The organism is Parasphingorhabdus pacifica, from assembly GCF_054779195.1.
In genome coordinates, this window is the sequence record NZ_BAAGYS010000011.1 from 46085 (window position 1) to 72251 (window position 26167).

At 69.0% G+C, this 26167-nt stretch carries 29 protein-coding genes; 25 read left to right on the plus strand and 4 right to left on the minus strand.

The features are described from left to right. Window positions 1-46 precede the first annotated feature (46 nt). Together ACYVAN_RS17125 and ACYVAN_RS17130 are read right to left on the minus strand one after the other, a co-directional pair. On the minus strand, window positions 47-1000 hold the full coding sequence (locus ACYVAN_RS17125) for an HAD family hydrolase (RefSeq protein WP_460960782.1): 954 nt from the start codon (window positions 998-1000) through the stop codon (window positions 47-49). Window positions 1001-1299: 299 nt separating this feature from the next. Continuing rightward, complete coding sequence (locus ACYVAN_RS17130; protein WP_460960784.1) at window positions 1300-1992, minus strand: sigma-70 family RNA polymerase sigma factor; 693 nt, start codon at window positions 1990-1992, stop codon at window positions 1300-1302. Window positions 1993-2387: 395 nt separating this feature from the next. Here ACYVAN_RS17130 and ACYVAN_RS17135 point away from each other — a divergent pair, with 395 nt between their 5' ends. The 19 genes from ACYVAN_RS17135 to ACYVAN_RS17225 all read left to right on the plus strand — a co-directional run bounded on the left by ACYVAN_RS17135 (window position 2388) and on the right by ACYVAN_RS17225 (window position 21240). Beyond that, window positions 2388-3899, plus strand: coding sequence for a class I adenylate-forming enzyme family protein (locus ACYVAN_RS17135; RefSeq protein ID WP_460960786.1), 1512 nt, complete (start codon window positions 2388-2390; stop codon window positions 3897-3899). 136 nt (window positions 3900-4035) lie between these two features. After that, window positions 4036-4272 carry a glutaredoxin family protein gene (locus ACYVAN_RS17140; RefSeq protein WP_460960788.1) on the plus strand — a complete coding sequence of 79 codons (237 nt, stop codon included), beginning with the start codon at window positions 4036-4038 and terminating at the stop codon, window positions 4270-4272. Window positions 4273-4646: 374 nt separating this feature from the next. Next, entirely contained in the window at window positions 4647-5495 is an 849-nt protein-coding gene (locus tag ACYVAN_RS17145) for a redox-sensing transcriptional repressor Rex (protein WP_460960790.1), read from the plus strand. Then, window positions 5492-6907, plus strand: a complete 1416-nt coding sequence (locus ACYVAN_RS17150) for a glutamyl-tRNA reductase (protein ID WP_460960792.1) — start codon at window positions 5492-5494, stop codon at window positions 6905-6907. The genes ACYVAN_RS17145 and ACYVAN_RS17150 overlap by 4 nt, the downstream gene beginning before the upstream one ends. Further along, entirely contained in the window at window positions 6904-7842 is a 939-nt protein-coding gene (gene hemC / locus ACYVAN_RS17155) for a hydroxymethylbilane synthase (RefSeq protein ID WP_460960794.1), read from the plus strand. The genes ACYVAN_RS17150 and hemC overlap by 4 nt, the downstream gene beginning before the upstream one ends. A gap of 14 nt (window positions 7843-7856) precedes the next feature. After that, on the plus strand, window positions 7857-9389 hold the full coding sequence (locus ACYVAN_RS17160; protein ID WP_460960796.1) for a bifunctional uroporphyrinogen-III C-methyltransferase/uroporphyrinogen-III synthase: 1533 nt from the start codon (window positions 7857-7859) through the stop codon (window positions 9387-9389). A 108-nt stretch (window positions 9390-9497) separates the two neighbouring features. Continuing rightward, the gene (gene hemB, locus ACYVAN_RS17165; RefSeq protein ID WP_460960797.1) at window positions 9498-10484 is read left to right on the plus strand and encodes a porphobilinogen synthase; all 987 of its coding nucleotides are present in this window, start codon (window positions 9498-9500) and stop codon (window positions 10482-10484) included. Then, complete coding sequence (locus ACYVAN_RS17170) at window positions 10481-11053, plus strand: hypothetical protein (protein WP_460960799.1); 573 nt, start codon at window positions 10481-10483, stop codon at window positions 11051-11053. The genes hemB and ACYVAN_RS17170 overlap by 4 nt, the downstream gene beginning before the upstream one ends. Window positions 11054-11173: 120 nt before the next feature. Next, window positions 11174-11875: a hypothetical protein gene (locus ACYVAN_RS17175; RefSeq protein ID WP_460960801.1), complete on the plus strand. Its 702-nt coding sequence runs from the start codon at window positions 11174-11176 to the stop codon at window positions 11873-11875. Continuing rightward, on the plus strand, window positions 11872-12324 hold the full coding sequence (locus tag ACYVAN_RS17180; RefSeq protein ID WP_460960803.1) for a hypothetical protein: 453 nt from the start codon (window positions 11872-11874) through the stop codon (window positions 12322-12324). Before ACYVAN_RS17175 ends, ACYVAN_RS17180 begins: the two co-directional genes overlap by 4 nt. Next, entirely contained in the window at window positions 12321-12767 is a 447-nt protein-coding gene (locus ACYVAN_RS17185) for a hypothetical protein (RefSeq protein ID WP_460960805.1), read from the plus strand. Before ACYVAN_RS17180 ends, ACYVAN_RS17185 begins: the two co-directional genes overlap by 4 nt. A 50-nt stretch (window positions 12768-12817) precedes the next feature. Further along, a complete protein-coding gene (locus tag ACYVAN_RS17190) occupies window positions 12818-13159 on the plus strand; it encodes a hypothetical protein (RefSeq protein ID WP_460960807.1) in 342 nt (113 codons plus the stop codon). Between the two features lie 195 nt (window positions 13160-13354). After that, window positions 13355-14710, plus strand: a complete 1356-nt coding sequence (hemL, locus tag ACYVAN_RS17195) for a glutamate-1-semialdehyde 2,1-aminomutase (RefSeq protein ID WP_460960808.1) — start codon at window positions 13355-13357, stop codon at window positions 14708-14710. Continuing rightward, complete coding sequence (locus ACYVAN_RS17200) at window positions 14707-15342, plus strand: histidine phosphatase family protein (RefSeq protein ID WP_460960810.1); 636 nt, start codon at window positions 14707-14709, stop codon at window positions 15340-15342. The genes hemL and ACYVAN_RS17200 overlap by 4 nt, the downstream gene beginning before the upstream one ends. Beyond that, complete coding sequence (locus ACYVAN_RS17205; protein WP_460960812.1) at window positions 15339-15929, plus strand: TlpA family protein disulfide reductase; 591 nt, start codon at window positions 15339-15341, stop codon at window positions 15927-15929. Before ACYVAN_RS17200 ends, ACYVAN_RS17205 begins: the two co-directional genes overlap by 4 nt. A gap of 99 nt (window positions 15930-16028) precedes the next feature. Further along, window positions 16029-16817: a cytochrome c biogenesis CcdA family protein gene (locus ACYVAN_RS17210; RefSeq protein WP_460960814.1), complete on the plus strand. Its 789-nt coding sequence runs from the start codon at window positions 16029-16031 to the stop codon at window positions 16815-16817. Beyond that, window positions 16817-18427: a cytochrome c biogenesis protein ResB gene (gene resB, locus ACYVAN_RS17215; RefSeq protein ID WP_460960816.1), complete on the plus strand. Its 1611-nt coding sequence runs from the start codon at window positions 16817-16819 to the stop codon at window positions 18425-18427. Before ACYVAN_RS17210 ends, resB begins: the two co-directional genes overlap by 1 nt. 4 nt (window positions 18428-18431) lie before the next feature. Continuing rightward, on the plus strand, window positions 18432-19442 hold the full coding sequence (gene ccsB, locus ACYVAN_RS17220; protein ID WP_460960817.1) for a c-type cytochrome biogenesis protein CcsB: 1011 nt from the start codon (window positions 18432-18434) through the stop codon (window positions 19440-19442). Between the two features lie 199 nt (window positions 19443-19641). Continuing rightward, window positions 19642-21240 carry a MinD/ParA family ATP-binding protein gene (locus ACYVAN_RS17225; protein WP_460960819.1) on the plus strand — a complete coding sequence of 533 codons (1599 nt, stop codon included), beginning with the start codon at window positions 19642-19644 and terminating at the stop codon, window positions 21238-21240. Window positions 21241-21370: 130 nt separating this feature from the next. Here the strand turns inward: ACYVAN_RS17225 and ACYVAN_RS17230 are convergent, their stop codons facing one another. Beyond that, on the minus strand, window positions 21371-21568 hold the full coding sequence (locus ACYVAN_RS17230) for a hypothetical protein (RefSeq protein WP_460960821.1): 198 nt from the start codon (window positions 21566-21568) through the stop codon (window positions 21371-21373). An 82-nt stretch (window positions 21569-21650) separates the two neighbouring features. Beyond that, on the minus strand, window positions 21651-21875 hold the full coding sequence (locus ACYVAN_RS17235; protein WP_460960822.1) for a BldC family transcriptional regulator: 225 nt from the start codon (window positions 21873-21875) through the stop codon (window positions 21651-21653). A gap of 166 nt (window positions 21876-22041) precedes the next feature. Here ACYVAN_RS17235 and ACYVAN_RS17240 point away from each other — a divergent pair, with 166 nt between their 5' ends. From ACYVAN_RS17240 to ACYVAN_RS17265, 6 genes are all read left to right on the plus strand, one after another. Continuing rightward, window positions 22042-22359, plus strand: a complete 318-nt coding sequence (locus ACYVAN_RS17240; RefSeq protein WP_460960823.1) for a DUF4229 domain-containing protein — start codon at window positions 22042-22044, stop codon at window positions 22357-22359. Next, window positions 22356-23477, plus strand: coding sequence for an L-cysteine desulfhydrase Cds1 (gene cds1, locus ACYVAN_RS17245; RefSeq protein WP_460960825.1), 1122 nt, complete (start codon window positions 22356-22358; stop codon window positions 23475-23477). Before ACYVAN_RS17240 ends, cds1 begins: the two co-directional genes overlap by 4 nt. 33 nt (window positions 23478-23510) lie before the next feature. Next, window positions 23511-24083 carry a DUF3558 family protein gene (locus ACYVAN_RS17250; RefSeq protein WP_460960827.1) on the plus strand — a complete coding sequence of 191 codons (573 nt, stop codon included), beginning with the start codon at window positions 23511-23513 and terminating at the stop codon, window positions 24081-24083. A gap of 252 nt (window positions 24084-24335) precedes the next feature. Beyond that, complete coding sequence (locus ACYVAN_RS17255) at window positions 24336-24662, plus strand: hypothetical protein (protein WP_460960829.1); 327 nt, start codon at window positions 24336-24338, stop codon at window positions 24660-24662. 10 nt (window positions 24663-24672) lie between these two features. Beyond that, window positions 24673-25635, plus strand: coding sequence for a hypothetical protein (locus ACYVAN_RS17260; protein WP_460960831.1), 963 nt, complete (start codon window positions 24673-24675; stop codon window positions 25633-25635). Between the two features lie 82 nt (window positions 25636-25717). Beyond that, window positions 25718-26161, plus strand: a complete 444-nt coding sequence (locus tag ACYVAN_RS17265) for a hypothetical protein (protein WP_460960832.1) — start codon at window positions 25718-25720, stop codon at window positions 26159-26161. Window positions 26162-26167 lie beyond the last annotated feature (6 nt).

The window sequence follows — 26167 nt, forward strand, 5'->3', positions numbered from 1 at the left end:
CGGCCGGTCGGGCGGGCGGATTCCGGGCGTGCTCGCCGCCGGTGCTTCAGGACCGGTCGCGGCGGCGGTAGGCCAGGCCCGCCGCGACGGTTCCGGCCACCGCGCCCGCCCCGAGCATCGACTGCAATCCCAGGCGGGCCGCCTTGCGGGCGGTCCGGAAGTCGCGGATCTCCCAGCCGCGGGAACGGGCCACGTCGCGCAGCCGTGTGTCCGGGTTGACCGCCACCGCCGTGCCCACGGAGGAGAGCATGGGCACGTCGTTCGACGAATCCGAGTAGGCGGTGCAGCGGCGTAGGTCCAAGCCTTCGCTGGCGGCCAGCGCGCGCACGGCGTGCGCCTTGGCCCGCCCGTGCAGCATCTCGCCGACCAGTCGGCCGGTGTAGACGCCGCGGGAGTTCTCGGCGACCGTGCCGAGCGCCCCGGTCAGACCGAGTCGGCGGGCGATGATCTGTGCCAGCTCGACCGGTGTCGCCGTGACCAGCCACACGCGTTGCCCGGCGTCCAGGTGCATCTGGGCCAGGTCCCGGGTTCCCGCCCAGATGCGGTCGGCCATGAGTTCGTCGTAGATCTCCTCGCTGAGTTCGACGATCTCGTGCACGTGGCGCCCGGCGACGAACGAGAGCGCTTGTTCGCGGCTGGCCTGGACGTCCTGGGGGTTCTCCCGGCCGCCCACTCGGAACTTCAGCTGCTGCCAGGCGAAACCGGCCAGGTCGGAGGCGGTGAGGAACTTGCGCGCGGCCATCCCGCGGGCGAAGTGGAACAGCGAGGCGCCCATCATCATCGTGTTGTCCACGTCGAAGAACGCTGCCGCCGTCAGGTCGGGAGGTGCGCTCAGCGAGCCGTCGAGGCCGACGGCGGAGGCCACCGCGGCCTCGGCCGAAGCTCGGCCCGCCAGCTTCGCGCTGTCGAGGGTCTCGTCGTTGTCTTCCGGCGTGTGCACGCGTTCGTGCCCCTCGCCGTCGTGGTTCGCCTCTTCGGCTGAGCCTTGACGTGTCGGCACCGCCGCGCCTCCCGGTTTTCCTCCGGTGTCTCTGTTCGTCCCTGCCGGTGGCTGGGGATGGTCGTCGCTGGACGATGCGCCCACCGACCCCCGGATCAGCAGACTCCTAGCTTAGAGGCTGCACGTGACCGGATTGTCCCGGTCCGTGCGGCGAGCCGATTACGATCTTGGTTCGGTCCGGTTCACGGGGTCTTGCGAGTCCCGCGAGCACCCCGTGTCCGGCTTCCCGCGCTTCCGCGCCGGGACGGTCGGCGTCGGTTTCCGGAGATCCGCCACAGCGGACCGGGTGCGATGGTCGCTCATCTCAGTTCGTCGGGCATCAGCTGGGCGAGCCTGCGGATCGCACGATGCTGCAGTGCCTTGATCGCGCCCTCGTTGCGTTGCATGTGCGCTGCCGTTTCGGTGACGGACATGCCTTGGAGGAAGCGGAGTCGGATGCATTCGCGCTGGTCCGGGTTGAGCTGCCGGACGCACTGCAGCAGTTCGCGGTGCGTGACGTCGGTCAGGACCTGCTGCTCCGGTCCTGCCTGCTGCGGACGGGCTGCCTGAGTGGAGTCGATCAGTTCGGCGGTGGGGATCTCCAGCCTGTTCCGGCTGGACTTGATGTGGTCGAGGATGAGGTTCTTGGCGATGGTGATGAACCAGGCGGCCACGTCGCGGCCCTGGTAGCTGATGGAGGTGATCCGGCGGAGGGCGCGCAGGAACGTCTCGCTGGTGATGTCCTCGGCCAGGCTGTGGTCGCTGACGCGGAACAACACGTAGCGGTAGACGATCTGGGCGTTCTGGTCGTAGAGGCGTCCGAACGCGTCGCTGTCGCCGTTCTGGGCTGCGCGCACGTGGGACCAGCTCGCCGGGGGCGGCTCGGTGTGGTGTCTGGTGACGGCCGAGGTCGGGTCGGGGGCCGCCGCGGTGTCGGTTTCCCGCACCGAGCCGGCGTCGGGTTGTACGGGAGCGTGCGGAACCGGGGTTCCGAGCGTGTTGGTACTGCTCATGTCTCGACCGACCTCCTGCCGTCGTGACGTCCGGTCCCGTGCGGGGCGGTGGCCGGTCGCCAAGGTGCGGGCGAAATGGGTCTGGCACGTCGGGTTTCGGGGGACTGCTGGTCGTTGAGGCAGCAGCATACGTGTTGTTACTCATAAGTAGGTAGTGTGCGGAGGTTGCGGATTTGTCGCGGACGGCGCCCGTGGCCGGGTTCGGGCACGGATTCGCCGAGTGATTTCCGACACGTGCGACACTGCGGTCCGGCCTCGCTCGGGCGGCGCGGTGGCTCGCCATCGAGGCTCGAGCCCCTCGCTCTCGGGATGATGCGCGGCGACCACGTCGATCGGGGTACACCGTTGACCGGGGTACATGGTCGAAGAGCGGGCGATTGGGAGGTGAGCGGAGCATGCCCACCACCAATCGCAACGCGAACAACCTCGCCGACCTGGTCACCTCGGCCACCAGCCGCGGCCCTGGCCACCCCGCCCTGATCGAAGCGGCATCCGGTTTGGCGCTGACGTGGCGGCAACTGGATTCCGCGGTGAACCGCGAAGTGGCCCGCCTGCGCGCCATGGGGATCCGCGCCGGTGACCGGGTGGCGTTGCGGATGGGCAACTCGGCGGCCTTCTGCATCGGCCTCTTCGGCGTGCTGCGGGCGGGCGGTATCGCGGTGCCGTTCTCGCCGAAGGTGCCTGCGGGCGAGTCGTACCGAATCCTGGCCGACTGCGGCGCACGAGCGCTCATCGCCGACGACGAGCTGGTCGGTGATCCGCTCCCGGCGGGCGTGGACCTGCTCCGGTCGCCCGATGCCGCGTGCCTGTCCGAGCCCGGTCAGCGTTTCGAAGCCCCGACCGGAGGCGAGGACACCGCGCTCATCTCCTTCACCTCCGGGACCTCCGGCCCGCCGCGCGGCGCGATGCTCTCGCACCGGGCCCTGCTGGCCAATGCCCGTCAGTCCGGTCGGTTGCGGCCGATGCCGGTCAACGCCGCGGATCGGGCGCTGCTGGCGCTGCCGATGTTCCACCTCTACGGGCTCGGACCGGGATTGCTGCAGGTCGCCATGGTCGGTGCGACCGCCGTGCTACTACCCCGATTCGCCCCGGAGCAGGCGCTCGAAGCGATCGACCGGTACCGCGTGACCACCGTGATCGGCGTGCCGCCGATGTACGAGGCGTGGCTGCGGTTGAGCGACGAGCAGCTGCGGGAGGGCATGGCCACGGTGCGGCTGCTGCATTCGGGAGCGGCACCCCTGGGCGCCGAGGTCGCGCAGTCGGTCCGCGCGGCCACGGGCCTGGACGTCTTCGAGGGCTACGGCCTGATCGAGACGGGTCCGGTGCTGGCGACATCGCTGGCCAGCGGGGAGGCGAAACCGGGCTCGGTGGGCCGAGCGCTGCCCGGGGTGGAGCTCCGCTTGGTCGACGACAGCGGCAACCCCCTGCCGGGGCGCTCGGAAGCCCCGGGGTGGCGCGGAACCGCCGGCCGGATCCAGGTGAGGGGTGCGAACCTCTTCAGCGGGTACTGGCCGGACGGGCGGGACGGTCCGGACGCGGAAGGCTGGATGCACACCGGTGACCTCGGCTTCTTCGACGGCGACGGCGATCTGCACGTGGTGGACCGCACCGCGGACGTGATCCGGATCGGCGCCGTTGAGGTGTATCCGCACGAGGTGGAGGACGTGCTCCGGGAGCTTCCCGGCGTCGCCGACGCCGCGGCGATCGCGTCGCGGGACGAGGTCGGTGGCGGAGCGGTCAAGGTGCTGATCGTGCTCGTGGTGGGCGCCGAGCTCACCCGGTCGGAAGTACGCGAGCATTGTCGTGCCCGGTTGGCCGAGTTCAAGGTGCCCATGACGGTCGAGTTCACCTCGGAGCTGGCCTACTCGCCCACCGGCAAACTGGTCCGGCGCGTGCTCCGGTCCTGAAACGACGGCAGGTCCTGAAGCGACGGCAGGTCCTGAAGCGACGGGGGCGGCAACGCACGGGCGACCGGTGTGGCAACGCACAGGGAAATTCGGAACAACCGCCGTCCGCGACGAGTTGGATGATGTGGAGGCCGGCATGCACACGGTGACTGTGATGGTTCGGGAAGACTGTCACGCCTGCGACGACGCCCTCGACGAGGTCCGCCGAATCTGCGCGGAGACCGGGTCGAGCTGGGTGGCCGAGGACGTGGACACCGATCCGGAACTGCGGGCGGAGTACGGCGACCGGGTTCCGGTGTTCCTGGTCGACGGAGCCGAGCACGGGTACTGGAAGGTCGAGCCGGACCGGTTGCGGACCGCTCTCGGCGGGTGAGCATGGTTCGCTCGCGGCCGTCGGTGTCGGAGCAACCCGCCGAGCGGATTCGAGCGATCTTGATGGTTGCTCGGCCTCCGACGTGAATATGGCCACGACCACTCGTTTTGGTTCTGACGGGGGCTATCGGCAATGATGGCGGCAGGACGTTGTGCGTCTGGTTACGGCCTGCCTGGGGCGACTTTGTGCATGTATTCACAAGTGGCTACGGTGTAGTGGTCGTGCCGCTGGCGCACCGGTATCGAACGCCGAACCGAACAACCGGACCGAATCACCAGGTCATCTGGGACGGTCTGGGTGGAACCGTAGCCGTGCCCGCGCAGGGAAAGCGACCACGACGGACCAGCGAAGTAGCAGGGCAAGGGAGAGCCAGCGTGACGGCCCACGGAGAGGGCGTACGAGACGGTGACGGGCAGGCTCCGGCCGACGCCTCGTCAGCGTCCGAACGGTCGCCGGAGGCGATCGAGGTCCCCGCGGCAAGAGAACGAGCCCGAGCCATCCCCGAAGCAGCCGTGGCGCGGCTGGCGGTTTATCTGCGTGTCCTGTCGGGTTTGGCCGACCAGGACGTGAGCACGGTTTCCAGCGAAGAACTCGCAGCGTTCGCCGGAGTCAACTCGGCGAAGCTGCGCAAGGACCTGTCCTACATCGGCTCCTACGGCACGCGCGGTGTCGGTTACGAGGTCGCGGTGCTGATCGGCCAGATCGAGCGCACGCTCGGACTGACCCGCAAGCACAGCGTCGCGGTGGTCGGAATCGGTAATCTCGGTCACGCGCTGGCCAACTACGGTGGCTTCCCCGGCCGCGGGTTTCCGGTCGGCGCGTTGTTCGACCTGGATCCGGATCTCGTGGACGTGCCGGTCGGAGGCATCCCGGTCAGCCACGTGGACGACATCGTCGAGGTGTGCACCGAGCGGGAGATCACCATCGGCGTCATCGCGACGCCGACGCAGGGTGCTCAGGACGTCTGTGATCGTTTGGTCGCGGGCGGCGTCACGTGCATCCTGAACTTCGCGCCCGTCGTCCTGCAGGTTCCCGAAGAGGTCGAGGTGCGCAAGGTCGACTTGGCGGTGGAGATGCAGATTTTGTCGTTTCACGTGGCGCGTCGCAATCAGGACGCGGTCGCCCTCGGCGAGGACGGCGCTCCCGGCAGCGGTGCGGACGAAACCCGACCCGATACTTCTCAACCGGCCGACCCGGTCGACGGGATGGTGGTGCGGCCGTGAACCTGCTGACCGTCGGACTCTCCCACCACAGTGCTCCCGTTCGAGTTCTCGAACAGGTCGCCATCGGCGCCGACGAGGTCCCCAAGATCCTCGACGAGCTGCTGCGCTGTGACCACATCAGCGAGGCGTTCCTGGTCTCCACCTGCAACCGCGTCGAGGTCTACGTGGTCGCCGAGACGTTCCACGGCGGCCTCGACGACGTGACCTCCGTGCTCGCCCGGCAGTCCGGGACCGAGGTCGCGGACCTGGCCGACCACCTGTACGTCTACTACGCCGGTGCCGCCGTCGAGCACCTGTTCTCCGTGAGCGCCGGCCTGGACTCGATGGTCGTCGGCGAGGCGCAGATCCTCGGACAGCTGCGGCAGTCCTACGGCGTCGCCGACGAGGCCGGAACGGTCGGCAAGACGCTGCACGAACTGGCCCAGCAAGCGTTGCGCGTCGGCAAGCGGGTGCACGCCGAGACCGAGATCGATGCCGCAGGGGCCTCGGTGGTTTCCGAGGCGCTGTCGGATGCGGAAGTCGCGCTCGACGGGCTGGCCGGGCGAAGCGCGCTGCTGATCGGTGCCGGATCGATGGGTGCGCTGGCCGCCGCACAGCTCAAGCGGGCCGGAATCGGCGAGATCGTGGTCGCCAACCGGACCGCCGCCAACGGTGAGCGGTTGGCAGCTTCGTTGCGCTCCGAGGACGTGGCCGCGCGCACCACCGCTCTCACCGATCTGCGCTCCGCCCTGGCGGGCGCGGACGTGGTGGTCACCTGCACCGGTGCGGTCGGGGCCGTGGTCACCGCCGGTGCGGTCGAGCAGGCGTTGGAGCTGCGCTCCGGCGACGCTCCGCTGCTGCTCTGCGACCTGGGGCTGCCCCGGGACACCGCACCGGACGTGGCCGAGCTGCCCGGCGTGAGCGTCGTCGACCTGGAGACCCTGCAGCGCAGGCTGGCCGACCAGCAGGGCGGTAGCGAGTCCGAGCGGGCCGGGCGCATCGTGGCCGAGGAGCTGCGCGGCTACTTGGCCTCGCAGCGCACGGCCGAGGTCACCCCGACCGTGACGGCGCTGCGCAAGCGCGCCGCCGAGGTGGTCGATTCCGAGCTGCTGCGGCTGGACTCCCGGTTGCCCGAACTCGACGGGCAGGTGCGCGACGAGTTCTCGCGCACTGTTCGTCGAGTGGTGGACAAGTTGCTGCATTCCCCCACGGTGCGGGTCAAGCAGCTCGCTTCGGTACCGGGAGGTTCCGGGTACGCCGAAGCGCTTCGTGAGCTCTTCGAACTCGATCCCCAGACCGCCGCCGCCGTCGCGGCGCCGCAGAAGACCGATCCGGACGGCGCGAGCGCGTCGGTTTCGGAGGCGCAGCGGCCGACCGCGACCGGCCGCGGAGGTTCGCGGGATCGACCTGAACAGGACGGTGAGGACCGTTGAACAAGACGCTTCGAGTGGGCACCCGGTCGAGCGCACTGGCCATGGCGCAGAGCTCGATGGTGGCCGAAGCACTCGAACAGGCCGGGTACGCCACCGAGCTGGTCACCGTCTCGACACCTGGTGATCGCTCCATGGCGCCGATCAGCGAGATCGGTGTGGGGGTGTTTACCTCCGCACTGCGGGAGGCGCTCGCCAACGGCGAGGTCGACGTCGCGGTGCACTCCTTCAAAGACTTGCCGACAGAGCCGGACCGCCGGTTGTCGCTCGCGGCTGTCCCGGGTCGGGAAGACCCCCGGGACGCGCTGGTGGCACGGGATGGCCTGACTCTCGGCGAACTTCCCCCGGGCTCCGTTGTGGGCACCGGTTCGCCGCGACGCGCCAGCCAGCTCGAGGCCCTCGGCCTGGGCCTGGTCGTGCGCGGCATTCGCGGCAATGTGGACACCCGGATGCGGAAGGTGAGCGACGGTGAGATGGATGCCGTCGTACTCGCTCGCGCCGGGCTGGCCCGAGTGGGCCGGCTTGAGGTGATCACGGAATCGCTCGATCCGCTCCAGATGTTGCCCGCGCCCGCGCAGGGGGCGCTGGCAGTGGAATGCCGCGTCGACGACGTGGACACCGAGCACTTGCTGCAGTCCGTATTGGACGATGAGGTCAGCCGCGCCGCGGTAACCGCCGAGCGCGCCATTCTGGCCGCGCTGGAGGCCGGTTGTAGTGCGCCGGTCGGCGCGCTGGCCGAAGTGGTGGAGGACCTCGACGAGGACGGCAGCGCTACGCAGCGGCTGTCCGTTCGCGGGGTGGTGGCAACTGACGACAACGTGATGTTGCGCGCCTCCATTACTGGTGAGACGACCGCCGCCGATCAACTGGGCCGTGATCTGGCCGCCCAGTTGCTCGATGCCAGGGCCGCTTTGCTCAGCGGTCCGGGCAGTAGTTGATGGGGAGTGCCCTGATGACCCGAGCACGTAAGACCCCCGGACGGGTTGCTTTCGTGGGCTCCGGTCCCGGAGACGCGGGACTGCTCACCGTCCGGGCCCAGTATTTGCTCACCAACGCTTCGCTCGTGGTGACCGATCCGGATGTTCCCGCCGATGTCGTCGGAATGGCCTCTGAGGGCGCCGAGGTTCGGCCCGCCGTGGGCGAGCCGTCGGATGTGGCCAAGGACCTGACGAACGAGGCCAAGACCGGCCGACCGGTGGTCCGGCTGGTGGCGGGTGATCCGCTGACGGCCGACGCGGTGGTCCGTGAGGTGCAGGCGGTGGCCAAGTCGGGCGCCGCGTTCGACGTGGTGCCCGGTGTGGACGCCGGCACCTCCGTGCCCGCCTACGCGGGTGTGGCACTCGGTTCCGTGCACACCGAGGTCGATGTTCGCGGCGAGGTCGACTGGGCCGCGTTGGCCGCGGCACCGGGACCGCTGGTGCTGCACACCGCCGGAAGCCACTTGGCCGAGGCCGCATCCGCGCTCTCGGAGCACGGCGTGGCGCCGCAGACACCGGTTGCCGTGACCGCGTCCGGTACCACGGTCCAGCAGCGCACGATCGACACGACGCTGGCTTCGCTCGCGGCCGACGCGGGCGAGCTGCAGGGCACGCTGTCGGTGACGATCGGATCGGTCGTCTCCGAGCGCAGCAAGCTGTCCTGGTGGGAATCGCGCGCTCTGTACGGCTGGAAGATCCTGGTGCCGCGGACCAAGGAGCAGGCCGGATCGATGAGCGAGCGCCTGTGGTCGCACGGTGCGGTCGCCCACGAGGTTCCGACCATCTCGGTGGAACCACCGCGCAGCCCCGCCCAGATGGAGCGGGCGGTCAAGGGCCTGGTGGACGGTCGCTACCAGTGGGTGGTGTTCACCTCGACCAACGCCGTGCGTGCGGTGTGGGAGAAGTTCCGCGAGTTCGGTCTGGACGCGCGCGCCTTCTCCGGTGTGAAGATCGCCTGCGTCGGCGAGGCGACGGCGGACAAGGTGCGGTCGTTCGGCATCACGCCCGAGCTGCTGCCTTCCGGGGACCAGACCAGCGAGGGCCTGCTGGAGGACTTCCAGCCGTACGACGACGTGCTCGACCCGGTGGACCGGGTCCTGCTGCCGCGCGCGGACATCGCGACCGAGACGTTGTCCGCCGGGCTGCAGGAACGTGGCTGGGAGATCGACGACGTCACGGCCTACCGCACCGTCCGGGCCGCACCGCCGCCTGCCGAGACCCGCGAGATGATCAAAACCGGTGGCTTCGACGCGGTGTGCTTCACCTCGTCGTCGACTGTTCGGAACCTGGTCGGCATCGCCGGTAAGCCGCATGCCCGCACCCTGGTGGCGTGCATCGGCCCGCACACGGCGGAGACGGCCAAGGAGTTCGGCCTCCGCGTGGACGTGCAGCCCGAGGTCGCGCAGGTTCCCGCACTGGTGGACGCGCTCGCCGAGCACGCGGCCCGGCTGCGTGCCGAAGGTGCGTTGCCGCCGCCGAAGAAGGCCAAGCGCGCGCGCCGCAGCTGATCGAACGTGTCGAGTCGGGTCCCGCCCGTGGTGGCGGGACCCGGCTCGGCTCGGTGCGTGGCGGCGCGCCGCGCGGAGAATTGGTTGGCATCGCTAGGAGTTCGCTGAATGTTTCCGTCCCATCGTCCTCGCCGGTTGCGGCGCAACGCGGCCGTTCGCCGCTTGGTGTCCGAGACGAGCGTGGAGCCCCGGCACCTGGTGCTGCCGATGTTCGTCCGGGAGGGGTTGGCGGAACCGGTCGAGATTCCGTCGATGCCGGGCGTGCTGCACCACACGCGGGATTCGTTGCGCCGGGCCGCGACCGAGGCGGTCGAGGCCGGTGTCGGCGGACTGATGTTGTTCGGCGTGCCGGAGAAGCACGACGCGGTCGGGTCCGGCGGCACCGATCCGGAGGGAATCCTCAACGCGGGGCTTCGGGACGTGGCCGCCGAGGTCGGTGACGCAACGGTGATCATGGCCGACACGTGCCTCGACGAGTTCACCGACCACGGGCACTGCGGCGTCCTCGACGAGAACGGTGCGGTGGACAATGACCGCACCCTGCAGGTCTACGGCGAGATGGCCGTCGTGCAAGCCGAGGCGGGCGCCCACGTGGTGGCTCCGAGCGGGATGATGGACGGCCAGGTCGGCACCATCCGGGACTCGCTGGATGCCACGGGATACGGCGACACCGCGATTCTTGCCTACTCGGCGAAGTACTCCTCGGCGTTCTACGGCCCCTTCCGCGAGGCCGTGGACTCGCAGTTGAAGGGTGACCGCAAGACCTACCAGCAGGATCCGGCCAACGGTCGTGAAGCCCTGCGGGAAGTGGATCTCGATCTGGCCGAGAGCGCGGACATGGTGATGGTCAAACCGGCCATGTCCTACCTCGACGTGCTGCACGAGGTGGCCGGGGTGGCCGATGTCCCGGTCGCTGCCTACCAGGTTTCCGGCGAGTATTCGATGGTCGAGGCGGCGGTCGCCAACGGGTGGCTGGACCGCGAGCGGACGGTGCTCGAATCGTTGACCTCCATCCGGCGTGCCGGTGCGGACATCGTGCTGACCTATTGGGCCGCCGATGCCGCGCGCTGGATCCGTTCGGGTGAGGCGCTGTGAACGATCAGCGAAGGGACCCGTTCGGAAACTCCTCGCAGAAGCAGGAGGAACGGCCCGCTGCGCCGCGTCCGGTGCAGCTCGCCCGGGTGCTGTGGCTCGCGGGGGTCGTGGTCGGGTTCGTGCGTTCCTACGTGCAGCTCAGCGATCGCGAGCGGTTGATCGACCGGCTCAGCGAAGCGGCCCCCGAGATGTCCCAGGTGCAGATCGATGCCGCCGCCAACAGCGGAATCGCGGTCACGCTGCTGATCTCGGTGCTGTCGCTGCTCGTGTTCGCGCTGCTGTGCCAGCGGATGGTGCAGGGCCGCAACTGGGCGCGCGTGGTGCTGACGGTGTTCGGTGGTCTCAACCTGGTGGGTACCGTGTTCACCCTCGCGGCGGTGCTCGCGCTCGGGCCACAGGCGGTTTCGAACCTGGCCGGTGTCCAGGTGGGAGTGTGGGAGCTCGTGTTCGGGGTGGCGATCCTGGGCATCGACGCGGCCGCGATCGTGATGATGTACCAGCCGGAGTCGAACCGCTTCTTCCGCGAGATGCGCAGTCGCCGTGCCGGTCCGCGGGCCGCGGGCGGTTGATGCCGTGCACCGTCACGGTGATCGCGATGTGCGATTGATCATCACTCCTGGTGATCGCTTTGGCGTAACGGTTGTCCGAACTGAGTGGACACGGACGAATCCGATTCATACGGTTTGGACGTGACATCCCCGCAGAATCCGTGGCAGCAGGGCGGACAACAACCCCAGTACGGGCCACCACCGGGTGGCTACCCGCAGCAGGGCCAGCCCCCGCAGGGCCAGCCCCCGCAGTACCCGCAGGCACCACCGCCGCCGGGTGCTTACCCGGGGGCCGGCCCATACGGTGCGCCACCGCCGCCCCAGATGAACATGCCGGAGCGGCCGAAGACGATCGACGGCGCGTTCTGGATCGCGATCGTCGTACCGCTGATCGCCACGGTTCTGTCGATCGTGAACATGCTGCTGGCGCAGGGCATGATGAACGACGCGGTCTCGGCGAGCATGGGTAGCGACGCTCCGGAGGGGGCCGCCGAGCTCGCCAACACCTTCGTGATCGCAGGCGCCGTGTTCTCGTTGATCTTCTACGCGATCCTGACCGGCTTGTGGATCCTCTTCGGGTTCAAGATGCGGGCGGGACGCAACTGGGCGCGGGTGGTGCTGACCGTGTTCGCCGGGATCTGGCTGCTCTTCAGCATCTTCGGCCTGATCCAAGGTGGCCTCGGGATGACCAGTGGAGTGCCCGCCGGTATCGATGTGCCGACGAGCATGGTGGTCCTCGGCTACGTGCAGCCGGCGTTCGGCCTCGTGGCGATGGCAGCGTTCATCACGCTGGTGTTCCTCCGCCCCTCGAACTGGTACTTCCAGGCGAAAGCCCACCAGTGACCGGAAAGGACCAGCTCCACGGTCCGGCCGCCGAACCACCGCGCATGCTGCGCGTTTCGGTCGGACTGTGGTGCGCCCTGGCGGCGTTCCTCCTGGCCCAGGCGGGCTTCGCATGGACCGGACGGGCCGATCTGCAGAACCGGCTGCTCGACAGCGGCGCGGCTCCGTCCGCGTCGGAAGCCGCGGATCAGGCCCGCTCGCTGCTGTTGACGAACACCTGGATCGCGCTCGGATTCGCCGCGGTCTACCTGACGTTGGGGCTGTTGCTGCTGCGTCGACTGGCCTATGTTCGGGTCGTCCTGACCGTGCTCGCCGCGCTGCACCTCGTGCTGGTTCTCGGTAGCGCGGCGCTGTCGCTGGTGAACGTGATCGTGTTCGCGTTGCTCGGTGCCGCGTTGGCCACGGTGTGGCGGCGAACGAGCACCCATTGGCTGACCGGGGAGCGATGACTGACGCGGATCTCGAACCGCTGCGCTATGCCGAGCGGGGTGCGAGTTGGTGGCCGGTCGGGTGGGGACCAGCTTTCGCGCTCGTCGGTCTCGTCGTCGAGCTGTCCACACCGGGGCCGCTGCACGTGGCGCTGTGGCTGCTGCTCGGTGGTGTCCTGGCGGCGGCGAGCGCGGTGTGGGTTCACGGCCGTCGCAGGTTGTGTTCGGTTCGCCTGACCGCTTCGACGCTGGCTCTCGGTCGCGAGGAGGTCGAGCTCGCACGGATCGAGGCGGTCACCGACGTCGGTGCGCCGGTCGGTGCGCGCGTGCTCGGTGGCGGCTGGACGGTCCCGAAGGGCACCGGCGAGGTGCCGGTGCGCCTGACCGATCAGAGCGTCGTGCTGGCGTGGGCGTTGGATCCGGAAGCCCTGACCGAGGAACTCCGGGAACTGGTGGAGAAGTGAGCGGCCACGTTCGTGCCGGATCCGCATCGGAGACGTGAGAAGCTGCTGTGGTGACCACCCACGAATCGCCGCCCCCGGGCGGGGCGCTGTCGAGTGCGGAATGGACCACGGACGCCCACGCGGGTGCGCCACGGCTGCACCAGCCGTGGCGAGTGGCCGTCGCCGCCGGAGAGGTAGTGCTGGCGCTGCTCCTGGTCGTGGGGGCTTGGCAGGCGTGGGGGATGGGCGTCGTCCCGTTCGGGGTCCCCGCTCCGAACGGTGCGACCGGGGAGCTGAACAGGTCGACGGGCAGCTGGTTGGCGGCGTCGATCGGCGCGGCCACCTGCGCGGGCCTGTGCGTGCTCGACGCGGGTCGCCAGCTCGTCCTGGCGTGGCGGGTGCGGCGGGACTGACCCCGCTGCGGCCATGCACACCGCACGCGCCGCTCCGCGCTCCGCGCTCCGCGAGCGAGCGGCCCACCGGATGAGCGGTCGAGCAAATCCGGACAACCCGGATGCGGCCGACCGGGCCCACCGCCGACCGGGGACGCGGCGCCGCCCGCGCGGGGTGCACCCGAGCGGCGTGCCGGGGCTGGCAGACTGGGGGATGTGACAGCCGAAACTCCTGCTAACCCCGCATCGAACTCCGACACCGACCGGGTGCCGCAGTCGCGGCAGCTGTTCGACCGAGCGCTGGCGGTGACGCCAGGTGGTGTCAATTCGCCGGTCCGGGCCTTCCAGTCCGTCGGTGGCACCCCCCGCTACATGGTCCGGGGTGACGGGGCCTACCTGTGGGACGCCGATGACAACAACTACGTGGACCTGGTCTCGTCCTGGGGGCCGATGATCAACGGGCACGCGCACCCCGACGTGGTCGAGGCGGTGCGCGAGGCCGCATCCCACGGGCTGTCCTTCGGCACGCCCGGTGTCGGCGAGATCGACCTGTCCGCGGAGATCATCCGCCGGGTCGAGCCGGTCGAGCAGGTTCGGCTGGTCAACTCGGGCACCGAGGCGACCATGAGCGCGGTCCGGTTGGCGCGCGGGTTCACCGGCCGCCGCAAGGTGGTCAAGTTCGCGGGTTGCTACCACGGACACGTCGACGCGCTGCTGGCCAGTGCTGGTTCGGGCGTGGCCACCCTCGGTCTGCCCGCCTCGCCCGGCGTGACGGGTGCGCAGGCGGAAGACACGATCGTGCTGCCGTACAACGATGCCGAAGCCGTGCGCGCGACGTTCGCCGAGCACGGCGATGACATCGCGTGCGTGATCACCGAAGGCGCTGCCGGGAACATGGGGGCGGTCGCACCGCTGCCCGGTTTCAACGAGACCCTGCGGGAGGTCACCCGGTCTGCTGGCGCGCTGCTGGTGATGGATGAGGTAATGACGGGCTTCCGCACGTCGGCGGCCGGTTGGTACGGCATCGACGGCGTCGCCGGTGACCTCTACACCTTCGGCAAGGTCATGTCCGGTGGCCTGCCCGCCGCGGCGTTCGGCGGTCGCGCCGACGTGATGGAGCGGTTGGCTCCCTCCGGGCCCGTGTACCAGGCGGGCACCCTCGCCGGGAACCCGGTGGCGGTCGCAGCCGGGCTGGCCAACCTGCGGGCCGCTGACACCGCGGTCTACGAGGCGCTGGACCGCAACTCGCGGCGCCTCGGCGACCTGCTCGGTTCCGCGCTGAGCGCCGAAGGCGTGCCCCACCAGGTGTCCTACGCGGGCAACCTCGTCAGCGTCTTCTTCTCCGAAGAGCCGGTGCACGACTTCGCGGCGGCGCAGGCGCAGCAGTCCTGGCGCTACGGGCCGTTCTTCCACGCCATGCTCCAGCGCGGGATCTACCCGCCGCCGAGCGCGTTCGAGGCATGGTTCGTCAACGCCGCCATGGACGACGCGGCGTTCGACCGGATCGCCGAGGCGGTGCCGCACGCGGCCGCCGCGGCAGCGGCTGCCACCGAGCCAGAGGCGCGGGCATGACGGCCACCCGAACGGTCGTGCACTTCCTCCGGCACGGTGAGGTGCACAACCCGGAAGGCGTCCTCTACGGGCGGCTGCCCGGTTACGGGCTGTCCGACCGGGGGGAGCAGCAGGCCAAGACGGTCGCCGAGTTCCTCACCGACGAGGGTGTCGCGCACGTGGTGGCTTCACCGCTGCGGCGCGCGCAGCAGACCGCGACCCCCATCGGGGAGGTGTTCGGGCTCGACGTCGAGACCGACCACCGGCTGATCGAGTCGGAGAACCTCTTCGAAGGACTGAAGGTCTCGGTGGGCGACGGTGCGTTGCGCTCGCCCAAGCACTGGCCGAAGCTGCGCAACCCGTTCCGCCCCTCGTGGGGCGAGGCCTACTTGGACATCGCGCACCGGATGCTGGGTGCGGCGCACCGGGCCAGATACGCGGCTGCGGGCAGCCAGGCGGTGTGCGTCTCGCACCAGCTGCCGATCTGGACGTTGCGCCGATACCTGGAGGGCAAGCCGATGTGGCACGACCCGCGGCGTCGCGAGTGCTCGCTCGCCTCGTTGACCAGCCTGGTGTTCGACGACGAGCAACTGGTGCGGGTGGCCTACGAGGAACCGGTGGGCAAGACCGACCCGAAGGTGACCGGAGCATGAGGAAGTTTCTCGCGCGTGGCGCGCTCGTGGCCTTGGTGGTGGCCCTGCTCGGCGGGTGTGCCACCACGGGCGACGATGCGGTCCAGCAGGGCGGTGAGTTCACGTTCGTCTCGCCGGGCGGCCAGACCCGCATCTTCTACCCCGAGCAGGAGCGCGGCCGGGTGACGGGATTGTCCGGCGAGAGCCTGCTGAACGAGGGCGAGCAGATCAAGCTGTCCGATTTCAAGGGGCAGGCCGTGGTGCTCAACGTCTGGGGCTCGTGGTGCGGACCGTGCCGTGGTGAAGCCGACGACCTGCAGGCGGTGCACGAGAAGGTCAGTGCCCGGGGAGCGACGGTGTTGGGCATCGATGTGCGGGACAGCCGGTCGGCGGCGGCCGACTTCCACCGTGACTTCGGGCTCACCTATCCCTCGCTCTTCGACCCGTCAGGACGGTCCCTGCTGGCGTTGAAGAACTACCCGCGCAGCACGGTTCCGTCGACGATCGTGCTGGATCGGCAGCACCGGGTCGCCGCGGTGTTCCTCACCGCCCTCACCGAGGACGAGTTGCTTCCCGAGGTCGAGAAGGTGCTGGCCGAGTCGCACTGACCCGCTCGGCCCCGCGCGGAAGCGGCCCGCGCGGTCCGTGTGGTCATGCTCACGCGGCCCGGTGCCTAGTGTGGCTACACCTATCCCTACCCTCGAGGTGTGGACCCAACCCAGCTCGCCATGTCCGGCCCAGTGCTGTTCGCGGCGTTGGTAGCTGTGCTGGCGGGGGCGGTCAGTTTCGCTTCGCCGTGCGTCATTCCGCTGGTTCCGGGTTATCTGGCCTATCTGGCGGGTGTGGTCGGCGCGGAGGCACCGCCGGTGAACGTCGACGAGGCCGAGCACGCGCGACGCGGCCGTTGGCGGGTCGCGGGAGCTGCGCTGCTCTTCGTGGGCGGTTTCAGCGTGGTGTTCGGCTCGGGGGCGTTGCTGCTGCTCGGCTTGTCGGACGCGTTGCTGGCCAACGAGTTGATCCTGCAGCGAGTCGGCGGGGTCGTGACCGTGGCGATGGGCCTGGTTTTCATCGGCCTGGTTCCCGCCCTGCAGCGCGATGTCCGGTTCCACCTGGTCCCCCGAGCAGGCCTGTGGGGCGCGCCCGTGCTCGGCGGGGTCTTCGGGCTCGGTTGGACGCCGTGCTTGGGGCCGACGCTGACCGGCGTCATGTCGCTGGCCATCGGTACCGGCGGGGAAGCCGGCACCAGCACCGCCGTGCGGGGAGTCCTGCTGGTGGGTGCCTACTGCCTCGGCCTGGGGCTGCCGTTCGTCCTGCTGGCGCTCGGCGCGCGCTGGGCGGTATTCAGCGCCGGCTGGCTGCGCAGCCACACTCGCGCCATCCAGATCGCGGGCGGCGGACTGCTCGTGCTGGTCGGCCTGCTCCTCGTCACCGGAATGTGGAATGAGTTGATCGCGGTGCTGCGTGCTCCGTTCGGCGGATTCGAGACCGTAATCTGATGCGCGCCCGGCTGATGTCCCTGCTCGCGTTCGCGCGCAATTGGTGGCGCGGGCTGACTTCGATGCGCACCGCGCTGGTGCTGCTGTTCCTGCTGGCGCTCGCGGCGTTGCCCGGCGCCCTGGTTCCGCAGCGTTCGCTGAACCAGGGCGAGGTCGATCAGTACTTCAAGGACTACCCGACGCTGGCGCCCTATCTGGACAAGATCCAGATGTTCAACGTGTTCGGCTCGGTGTGGTTCGCCTCGATCTACGTGCTGTTGTTCATCTCGCTCATCGGCTGCCTGCTGCCGCGCTGCCTGGAGTACTACCGGCAGTTGCGCGGCAAGCCGGTGCGCACACCGCGGAACCTGGCCCGGATGCCGCACCACGAATCGGCCACTGTGGACGGTTCGGTGGACGACGTCATCGCCGGTGCCCGCAAGCGGCTGCGCGGCTGGCGAACCAGCGAGTTCGAAGAGGAGGACGGGGCGCGCTCGATCAGCTCCGAACGCGGCTACCTGCGCGAGGCAGGGAACCTCGTTTTCCACTTCGCCCTGGTGGGCCTGCTCATCGGAGTGGCCGGCGGCAAGCTCTACGGCTACGAGGGCCAGGTCATCGTGGTGGCCGACGGCTCCGAGTTCTGCAACTCCGGCACCTACAACTACGACTCCTTCCGCGCCGGACTGACCGTCGACGGCACCCAGCTCAGCCCGTTCTGCGTCCGGGTCAACGACCTCGCGGTGGAGTACCAGCACAACGGCCAGCCCAAGAGTTACCGCGCCGACATCGACTACCAGTCCGAGGACGGTCTCGAATCCGGCCGGTGGCAGTCGCACGAGCTGGAGGTGAACAACCCGCTGCGGACCTCCGGCGACCGGGTGTACCTGACGGGAAACGGCTACGCCCCACGCTTCACGGTGACCTTCCCGGACGGTCAGCAGCGCACCCAGCTCGTCCAGTGGCAGCCGGTGGATCCCGCGACCATGTTGTCGCAGGGCGCCACGAAGTTCGATCCGCCGGGGATCACCGATCCCGACGTGCGGCGGGAGAACCAGCTGGCCGTGACCGGCCTGTTCGCGCCCACCGCCAACTACGACGGTGCCGTGCTCGGCTCCAAGTTCCCCGACGACCTCGACCCGGCGGTGGCCGTCGACGTGCTGCGGGGCGATCTGGGGCTCGGCTCCGGTAACTCGCAGTCGATCTTCGGCGTCGATCAGTCGATGATCGAGGCCGGGCGGCTGGAGCGTGTCGCGCGGGAGAACCTCGAACCGGGCCAGGAGGTGCGCCTCGGCGACGGTACGACGGTGCGGTTCGACGGCGTGGAGCGCTGGGCGAACCTGCAGGTCTCGCACGACCCGCTGCAGAAGTGGGTGTTGGGCTTCGCGGTCACGATGATCTTCGGTATCACCGCGTCGTTGAGCATCAAGCGCCGCCGGGTGTGGGTGCGCGCAGTTCCCTCCCCTGACCGGGGTGAGGGCGCCGCCGCGCGTACCGTTGTCGAGGTCGGTGGGCTCGCCCGTACGGATCAAGCCGGCTATGGCGAGGAGTTCACCAGCCTGGCCGCGGACCTGCTCGGTAAGACCGATGCTTCGCCAGAGCCACGGACGGCCCGGTCCGTGCGGAAGGAATAAGTAGATGTTGGTCAATCAGACGCTGTCGACCTACAGCGACATGGCGTTCGCGACCTCGGTACTGGTCTACATCCTCGCGATGCTGCTGTACTTCGGGGAATTCGCCTACGCCAAACCCAGGGTCGCGGAGCGGGAGCCCGAGGGCGCCCCCGAACCGGTGCCCGCAGGCGGCGTCGCCACGTCCACGGGCGCCAACAGCGTCGGCCGGGTCGAGCAGCCCCGGCGACGCCCGCTGTCCGACCGGCTCGGCGGCATGGCCGTGGCCATGACCGTGCTGGGCGCGCTGGTGCACACCGGTTCGCTCGTGTGGCGCGGGGTCGCGACCGGGCGCGCGCCGTGGGGCAACATGTACGAGTTCGGTTCGGCGATCTGCCTGGCGGCGGTGCTCGCGTGGTTGATCGTCCTGTTCCGCCAGTCCTCCCGCGTCCGTCGGGACGGGGGCGTCGGACGGTTGCGCAGCCTCGGCGGTTTCCTCCTGCTGCCGACCGTGGTGCTGCTGTTCACCTCCGGCACGTTGCTGTATGCGCAGGCCGCCCCGTTGCAGCCCGCACTGCAGTCCTACTGGATCGTGATCCACGTTTCGGCCGCGATCGTCTCCAGCGGTGCGCTGCTGTTCGCGGGTGTGGCCAGCGTGCTGTTCGTGCTGCGCTCGCGGCACGAGAACGATCCGTCCAAGCTCGCGCGGTTCGGCTCGCGACTGCCGAGCAGTCAGGTGCTGGATCGGGTCGCCTACCGCGCCACCGTGATCATCTTTCCGGTGTGGACGTTCGCGATCGTGGCGGGTGCCGTCTGGGCGGAAGCCGCTTGGGGCCGGTTCTGGGGCTGGGACCCCAAGGAGACCTGCTCGTTCATCGCGTGGGTCGTCTACGCCGCATACCTGCACTCGCGGGCGACGGCGGGCTGGCGTGGCGTGCGAGCAGCGTGGATCAACGTCTTCGGCCTCGCCGTCATGATCTTCAACCTGTTCTTCGTCAACATCGTGATCTCCGGTCTGCACTCCTACGCCGGGCTGTGATCGGCCCGGCACGGCGAGTCGCCGACCGCGTCGATCACCCAAAAACCCGATCCGCGACCTGCGGGAACAACGGGAATGTGGCGACATTTCACCGCGACCCCCTCTGGATCGCGGGTATACCTGGGGCTACCGTCCCCATGCGGGGTCGGGAACGTCTTGAGCCCCTTGAGGGCTCGACCTTGTTGGAGGTACGGGAACGGTGACCGGACGGTACGAGGAGTCCGAGACGCCTTCGGCGGATTCGGCGGAGACATCGGCCGGTGTGGGCCACGAGCACTCGATGCCCGATTACGGTGATTCCCCGGCGCAGCCGGTCGGCCGGTACGCCGAGCCGCGAACCAAGCCGAGCGCCCAACCACCGGATTTCGAGGCGTACCCGGCCCAGCCGGGGGCAACGGAACAGCAGCCCGGTTACGGGGTAACCGCCGAACCGCAGCAGCCATCCGGTGGCGCGCGGTCCGCGGAGTCCTCGATGCCGCAATCGTTCCCGCAGCCGGGAGGACAGTTCGGGGAGGCTTCCCCGTCCGGTCCCCAGCAACAGGGCGCGCCGCCCGGCTCGTATCCGACGGCCGGGGGAACCTCCGGGCCCTACCCGGTGACCGGCGGAGCTTCGGGGCCTTATCCGGTGACCGGAGCCTCGGGCCCGTATCCGGTGGATCCGGGGCAGAACTACAACCAGCCCTTCCCCCAGTCGCAGCAGGCTTCTCCACCGCCCAACCAGCCGTTCCCGCAGCCGCACCAGGCGCCGCCGCAACCCAACCAGCCCTTCCCGCAACCGCAGCAGACTCCTGGGTATCCGCCCCAGCAGCCGCCCCAACCGAACGCGGCTACGGGCGCGGCAGGCGGCGGGGAGCAGCCGTTCGGGCAGGATCTCTCCTCGGCCCAACTGCTGCGCCCGAACAAGCGCACGCCCCAGTCGGGGTGGCGTCGCGCGGTGTACGTGGCCAGCGGGCGTTCGATCAACCTCGGTGAGAGCTCCGCGGACCTGCGGCGCCGTGAGCTGATCTCCCGGATCAACCAGCCACTGCACGGTTGCTACAAGATCGCCATGTTGAGCCTGAAGGGCGGCGTCGGAAAGACCACGACGACCGCGACGCTGGGCTCCACGTTCTCGTCGCTGCGCGGCGACCGGGTGATCGCAGTCGACGCGAATCCGGATCGCGGGACGCTGAGCCAGAAGATCCCGCTGGAGACCACGGCCACGGTGCGGCACCTGCTGCGGGACGCCCAGCGCGTCCGCAAGTACAGCGACGTCCGCGCCTACACCTCACAAGGTCCCAGCAGGCTGGAGATCCTGGCCAGCGAACAGGACCCGGCGGTCTCGGAGGCGTTCAGCGAGGCGGACTACCGGAAGACGGTCACACTGCTCGAGCACTTCTACAACGTGGTGCTCACCGATTGCGGCACCGGGCTGATGCATTCGGCGATGAAGGGCGTGCTCGATGTGGCCGATTCGTTGGTGATCGTCTCGCCGGGCTCCATCGACGGCGCGCGCAGCGCTTCGGCGACGCTGGATTGGCTCGACGCGCACGGCTACGGCGAACTGGTCGCCCGCTCCGTCGCGGTGATCAATTCGGTTCGCCCGGGGTCGGGCAAGGTCGACGTGGACAAGCTGAGCGCGCACTTCGCTTCGCGTTGCCGGGCGGTCTCCAAGATCCCGTTCGACCCGCACCTGGAAGAGGGCGCGGAAGTCGACCTCGATCAGCTGGCCGCGTCGACCCGGATGGCGTTGCTGGAACTGGGTGCGATCGTCGCCGACGACTTCCCCTACGCGTTCGGGCGCCAACAGCAGGTCTGACGCCGGTCGCGGTCGCTGGTGGATCGCCCCCGGCGGTGACCTCTCGCGGCCCGGGACGCACGAAGACCGGCCGCGAGAGGTCACCGCCGATCGGTTCGGCCCGTCGCGGGCGGCCGGGGTCGACGTCGCGTCAGCTCTCCTCGCCCTTGTTCCGGTCCTTGCGTTGCTGTTCGGCGATCTTGCGCAGGAATTCCGGGTCGTCATCGGGGGCGACCATCTTCTTCCGCTGTCCACCGTTGTCCTCACCAGCCGTGCGTTCGGGGCCGAACGCACGCCACATCAGGACGGCGACGCTCAATGCGCCGATCGCTGCCAGGATGTAGATCAATGGGAACCTCCACTCTCCCCCACCGACAGTAGCAATCGATGGGGGAGGTGGGGGCGGCTCGCGGTTCCGATTCGCGCTGTTCCTAGGACGTGCTCGGCGCTTCGTTGGTCAGCTCGGCGAGCAGCGTGCGCACTTCCGCCTCCCGGAACCGACGGTGGCCACCGGGGGTGCGGATGGAGCCGATCCGTCCGGCTGTCGCCCATCGGGTCACGGTCTTCGGGTCGACCCGGAACAGCGCGGCCACCTCGCCGGGGGTGAGCAGTTGTTCCTGACCGTTCGGGCGAGACTGCTGGGTCGTCGCGGTCACAGGTGACCTCCACGTAGGGCGCGGCATTCGGGCATTCCGGTCGCATCCTGGCACCCGGACCGCCAGGTACTCGAACGTTTGGCTTTAGGTAAAGGGAAGGTAAGGGACGAAACCGGCGCTTCGGGCGGCCGGAGATCTGCCCGGGGCTTGCTCTACGCTGGTTGACGTGCAGGAACAGCAAGAGGCAGCGCGCCAGGAATCGTCCGCGAAGTCCACCCTCGTGCTGGACGTCGTGCTTTACACGCTGGCCAGGCTCGCCATGTTGGTGCTCGCGGTTCTGGTCCTGATGTTCGCTGGTGTGCCGTTCCTGGTGGCCGCAGCGGTTTCGGTCGTCGTGGTGATGCCGGTGTCGATGCTGGTGTTCGGCGGTCTGCGTCGTCGGGTGGCGAAAGCCCTCGCGGAGCGGGGTGCACAGCGCAGGGAGCGCAGGCAGGAGCTGCGTGAGCAGCTGCGCGGCGAACGTGAGCAGGAGGGTGAGCTGTGACCGCGAGCGCGGATCGCTGGTGTGCGGGAACGCGGGGCTGGACCAGTGAGGCGGTCCGGATCATCGAGGCCGACGCCAATCGCAGTGCGGATACCCATCTGCTGCGATTCCCGCTCCCACCGGAATGGGGGATCGACCTTTACCTCAAGGACGAGTCAACACATCCGACAGGTTCGCTCAAGCATCGGTTGGCTCGTTCCCTGTTTCTTTACGCGATTTGCAACGGTTGGGTGACCGAGAACACGCCGGTGATCGAGGCGTCCTCCGGTTCGACGGCCGTTTCGGAGGCGTACTTCGCGCGGTTGTTGGGCTTGCCGTTCATCGCCGTGATGCCCCGCTCGACGAGTGCGGAGAAGATCGCGCTGATCGAGCGGCACGGCGGCAAGTGCCACTTCGTGGACCAGCCGGGGGCCATCTACGACGAGTCCCGGCGGTTGGCCGTCGAGCTGGGTGGCCACTTCATCGACCAGTTCACGCACGCCGAGCGAGCGACCGACTGGCGCGGCAACAACAACATCGCCGAGTCGATCTTCGAGCAGCTGCGCCTGGAGCGGTATCCCGAACCGGTGTGGATCGCGGTGGGCGCCGGGACCGGCGGCACCAGTGCCACCCTCGGCCGCTACATCCGCTACCGCAGGCACAACACCAAGCTCGCGGTGGTCGATCCCGAGCATTCCGTGTTCTTCGACGCCTGGTGTGCGGGCTCCTCGGAGCTGACCGGCAGCCGAGGTTCGTTGATCGAGGGGATCGGCAGGCCGCGAGTGGAGCCGTCGTTCGTCGCGGAGGCGATCGACCGGATGATCAAGGTTCCGGACGCGGCGTCGATCGCCACGATCCGCTGGGCCGAGGACCTGCTCGGGTATCGGGTCGGCGGCTCGACCGGGACGAACCTCTGGGGTGTCTTCGGCCTGGTTGCCGAGATGCTGCGGGCGGGCGAGCGCGGCAGCATCGTCACGCTGCTGTGCGATGGTGGCGAGCGCTACGCCCACACCTACTACGACGACGACTGGGTCGCGGAGCAGGGCCTGGGGCTTGCGGAGCCGCTGCGGGTCCTGGCGGAGTTCCACGCGACCGGCCGGTGGATCAGCGTGGACGAGTCCCGGGTGCTCTCCCGGTAGCCGGGAACGGGTGAACCGGCAGTGGAGGTTGATTTGTCGAGGAGTGCCACGCGTGGTTCGGCTGCGTTCGGCGTGCTGTTGGCCGCTGCGCTCGTCGCCTGTGCGCCGGGCGGCGATTCGCCCTCGCCCAGTGCGGCTCCGTCGGAAACCGAGTCGTCGGCGCCCGACTCGGTGACCCCGTCGATCACCCGCGAAGTGCCGCCCGAGCAGCGACGCGCGCTCGGCGAGATCCCGGTGGGGCAGCTGTGCGGGCTGGTCACCGTCGGGCAGCTGGACGAACTGGGTGTCTCGGGCCTCCAACGCGGCAAGCCGCGGGAAGTCGGATTCGAACCGCCGGCCAGGGGATGTTCTTTCGACTCCGGCACGGACGAACGGTCGGTGCTGATCGGTGTCCAGCCTGCCGACTTCGGTGGACTCGGTCGCGACGAGGTCGATCTGGGGTCGACCAACGGGACGGAAACGCTGCACGCCAACGACTGCACCGTCTACACCGACGTGGAGGGCGCGACCTTGCAGGTGACGGTGCGCGAGGGCGAAGCGGACTCCGATCAGTGCGATACGGCGCAGGCGATCGCGCAGTACGTGCTTCCCGCCGTTCGGCACTGACGGCTCGGACCTTCCCCGCCGTGCGCCGCTTTTCGGCGCGCTGCTTTCGCCGTGCGCCGCCTTTCGGATCGCGCGGCGGTTCGGTGGATCCCGCGTGCCGTGGGGTCTCGGCACGGCGTCCGCAACGCCCGTTTGATCACGCGTTGACCTCATTTCGGGCAAACGCCCACGACAGCGCGTCCCCTCCTGTTAAGCAAGGTAGGTCGAACGGGGGATGACATCCCCTGAAAGCCCAGCTTCAGGGAGGGTGCGGTGGGCTCGCTCAAGGCTGTTCCAGAGGAAATGCGCGGTTACGGGGGACTGCTCGAACGGAACGCGAACTACTTCAAGGACATCGACCAGTACGCGGAGCAGACCGCATCGGATACGAGTGGCTTCACCGGTCTGATGATGGTGCTGATCCCCGTGGTCGAAGGGGTGACCGCGCTCTACGGCGAGACCCTCGACTTCGCCCGGGACGCCCTCATGGGGGTCAAGGAAGAACTCGAGAAGACTGCCGAGGAATACGAGGAGCGGGACCAGCGGATCAGGGACTCGATTCGCAAGGTCGAAGCCGAACTCGACAAGATGCGGGTCTGAGGGGGCTGCGATGGGTGCGTTCGCAGACGCGACAGATCCGCTGTCGGACCTGTCCAAGGACGACACGAACCAGGCCAGCGGCGACGACCTGAAGGCGGCCATCGAGGACGCCAACTGGCGCGTGCAGGCGGTCAACTGGGTCTACGAGCAGGTGACGGGGCAGAACCTGGTCGAGACCCTCATCGCTCCCATCACGGGAGACTTCGCGAAGATCGAGCAGAACGCCGAGGCGTGGGGCAAGGTCGGCGGGGCGCTCGCCGGGATTCGGGAGAACCTCAACACCGGCATCAGCGAACTCCGGGAGACCTGGGACGGCGATGGGGCCAACGCCCTCGAAACGTTGCTCGTGGGCACCTGGACGGTCGCGCTCGAAGCCGACGCCAGGGTCGCCGACCTGATCTCCTCCGGGTTCCAGAAGGCGGCCGACACCTCGCGGCAGATGTGCGACAAGGCGCTGGAACTGGTGGAGAAGCTGGTCAACCGGCTCATCGAGACCGCGCTCACCGGCTGGATCCCGGTGGCGGGCTGGGCCAACGTGGTCCGGCAGGTGATCAAGTGCATCGACATCGTGATGGCCGTGTTGGCGATCTTCGAAGCGCTGCAGCAGATGTACCAGGGCGTCATGCAGCTGATCGAGAGCATCAAGTCGACCGGTACCTCCTTGATGAAGATCAAGGACGTGCGCAGCCTGGGTGACGCGGTCGAACTCGGGTACGAGGTCACCGAGAACGCCAGCGGCGCGGTCGACGCGGCCGGTCAGGTCAGCGACGGCTTCAACCAGGCGCGGGGCGGAGTCAGCGACGTGCGATCGACGGCGAGCTCGTTCGGCGACAACGGCTCGGGCGGTGGCGGTTCGGGCGGTGACTCGACCGGAGCCGGTGCGTCCGGGGACGCGGGCTCCGGGGGCTCGGGCGCGGCTGATTCGGGTTCGGGTGATTCGGGCTACCAGACCGCGATGTCCGGCAACTTGTGAGGCCGCTGGTTCAGGACTGCCGGTTCACGTGGAATGCCGGTACCCGAGAATCGGCGATGCGCGAGGACTGGAAGGTGGATAGGTGAACGACGACTGGAAGAGCCAGGAGATCCGGGACGCCGAGGCGGCTTTCGAAGAGGCCCTCGCCAACGCCGAGCGGGCGCTCGCGGAGGCGGATCGGTTCAGCGCCTCCGTTCCGGACGGCAAGCTCTCCGAGGAGCAGGTCGCCCAGGTCGAGGAGCTCGTGCGCGCGGGCAAGGCGCCGGACGAGATCAAGGCACTGCAGGAGCGCATCGACGAGGGCGAGCTGAGCTGGGACGACATCGCCAACGGGCGCGGAATCGACGATCCGACGGTGCAGCAGGCCTTCACCGCGGGGACGGCGAACATGAAGGAAGCCAAGGAGCTTCTGGACGAGGGACACTCGATCGATGAAATGATCGCTGCCGACCCGAACCGGCCCTCGACAGGTGACTCCGGCGACGAGGACGAGCCGGGTTCCTTGATGGACAACGGGAAGTGGTGAACGAGC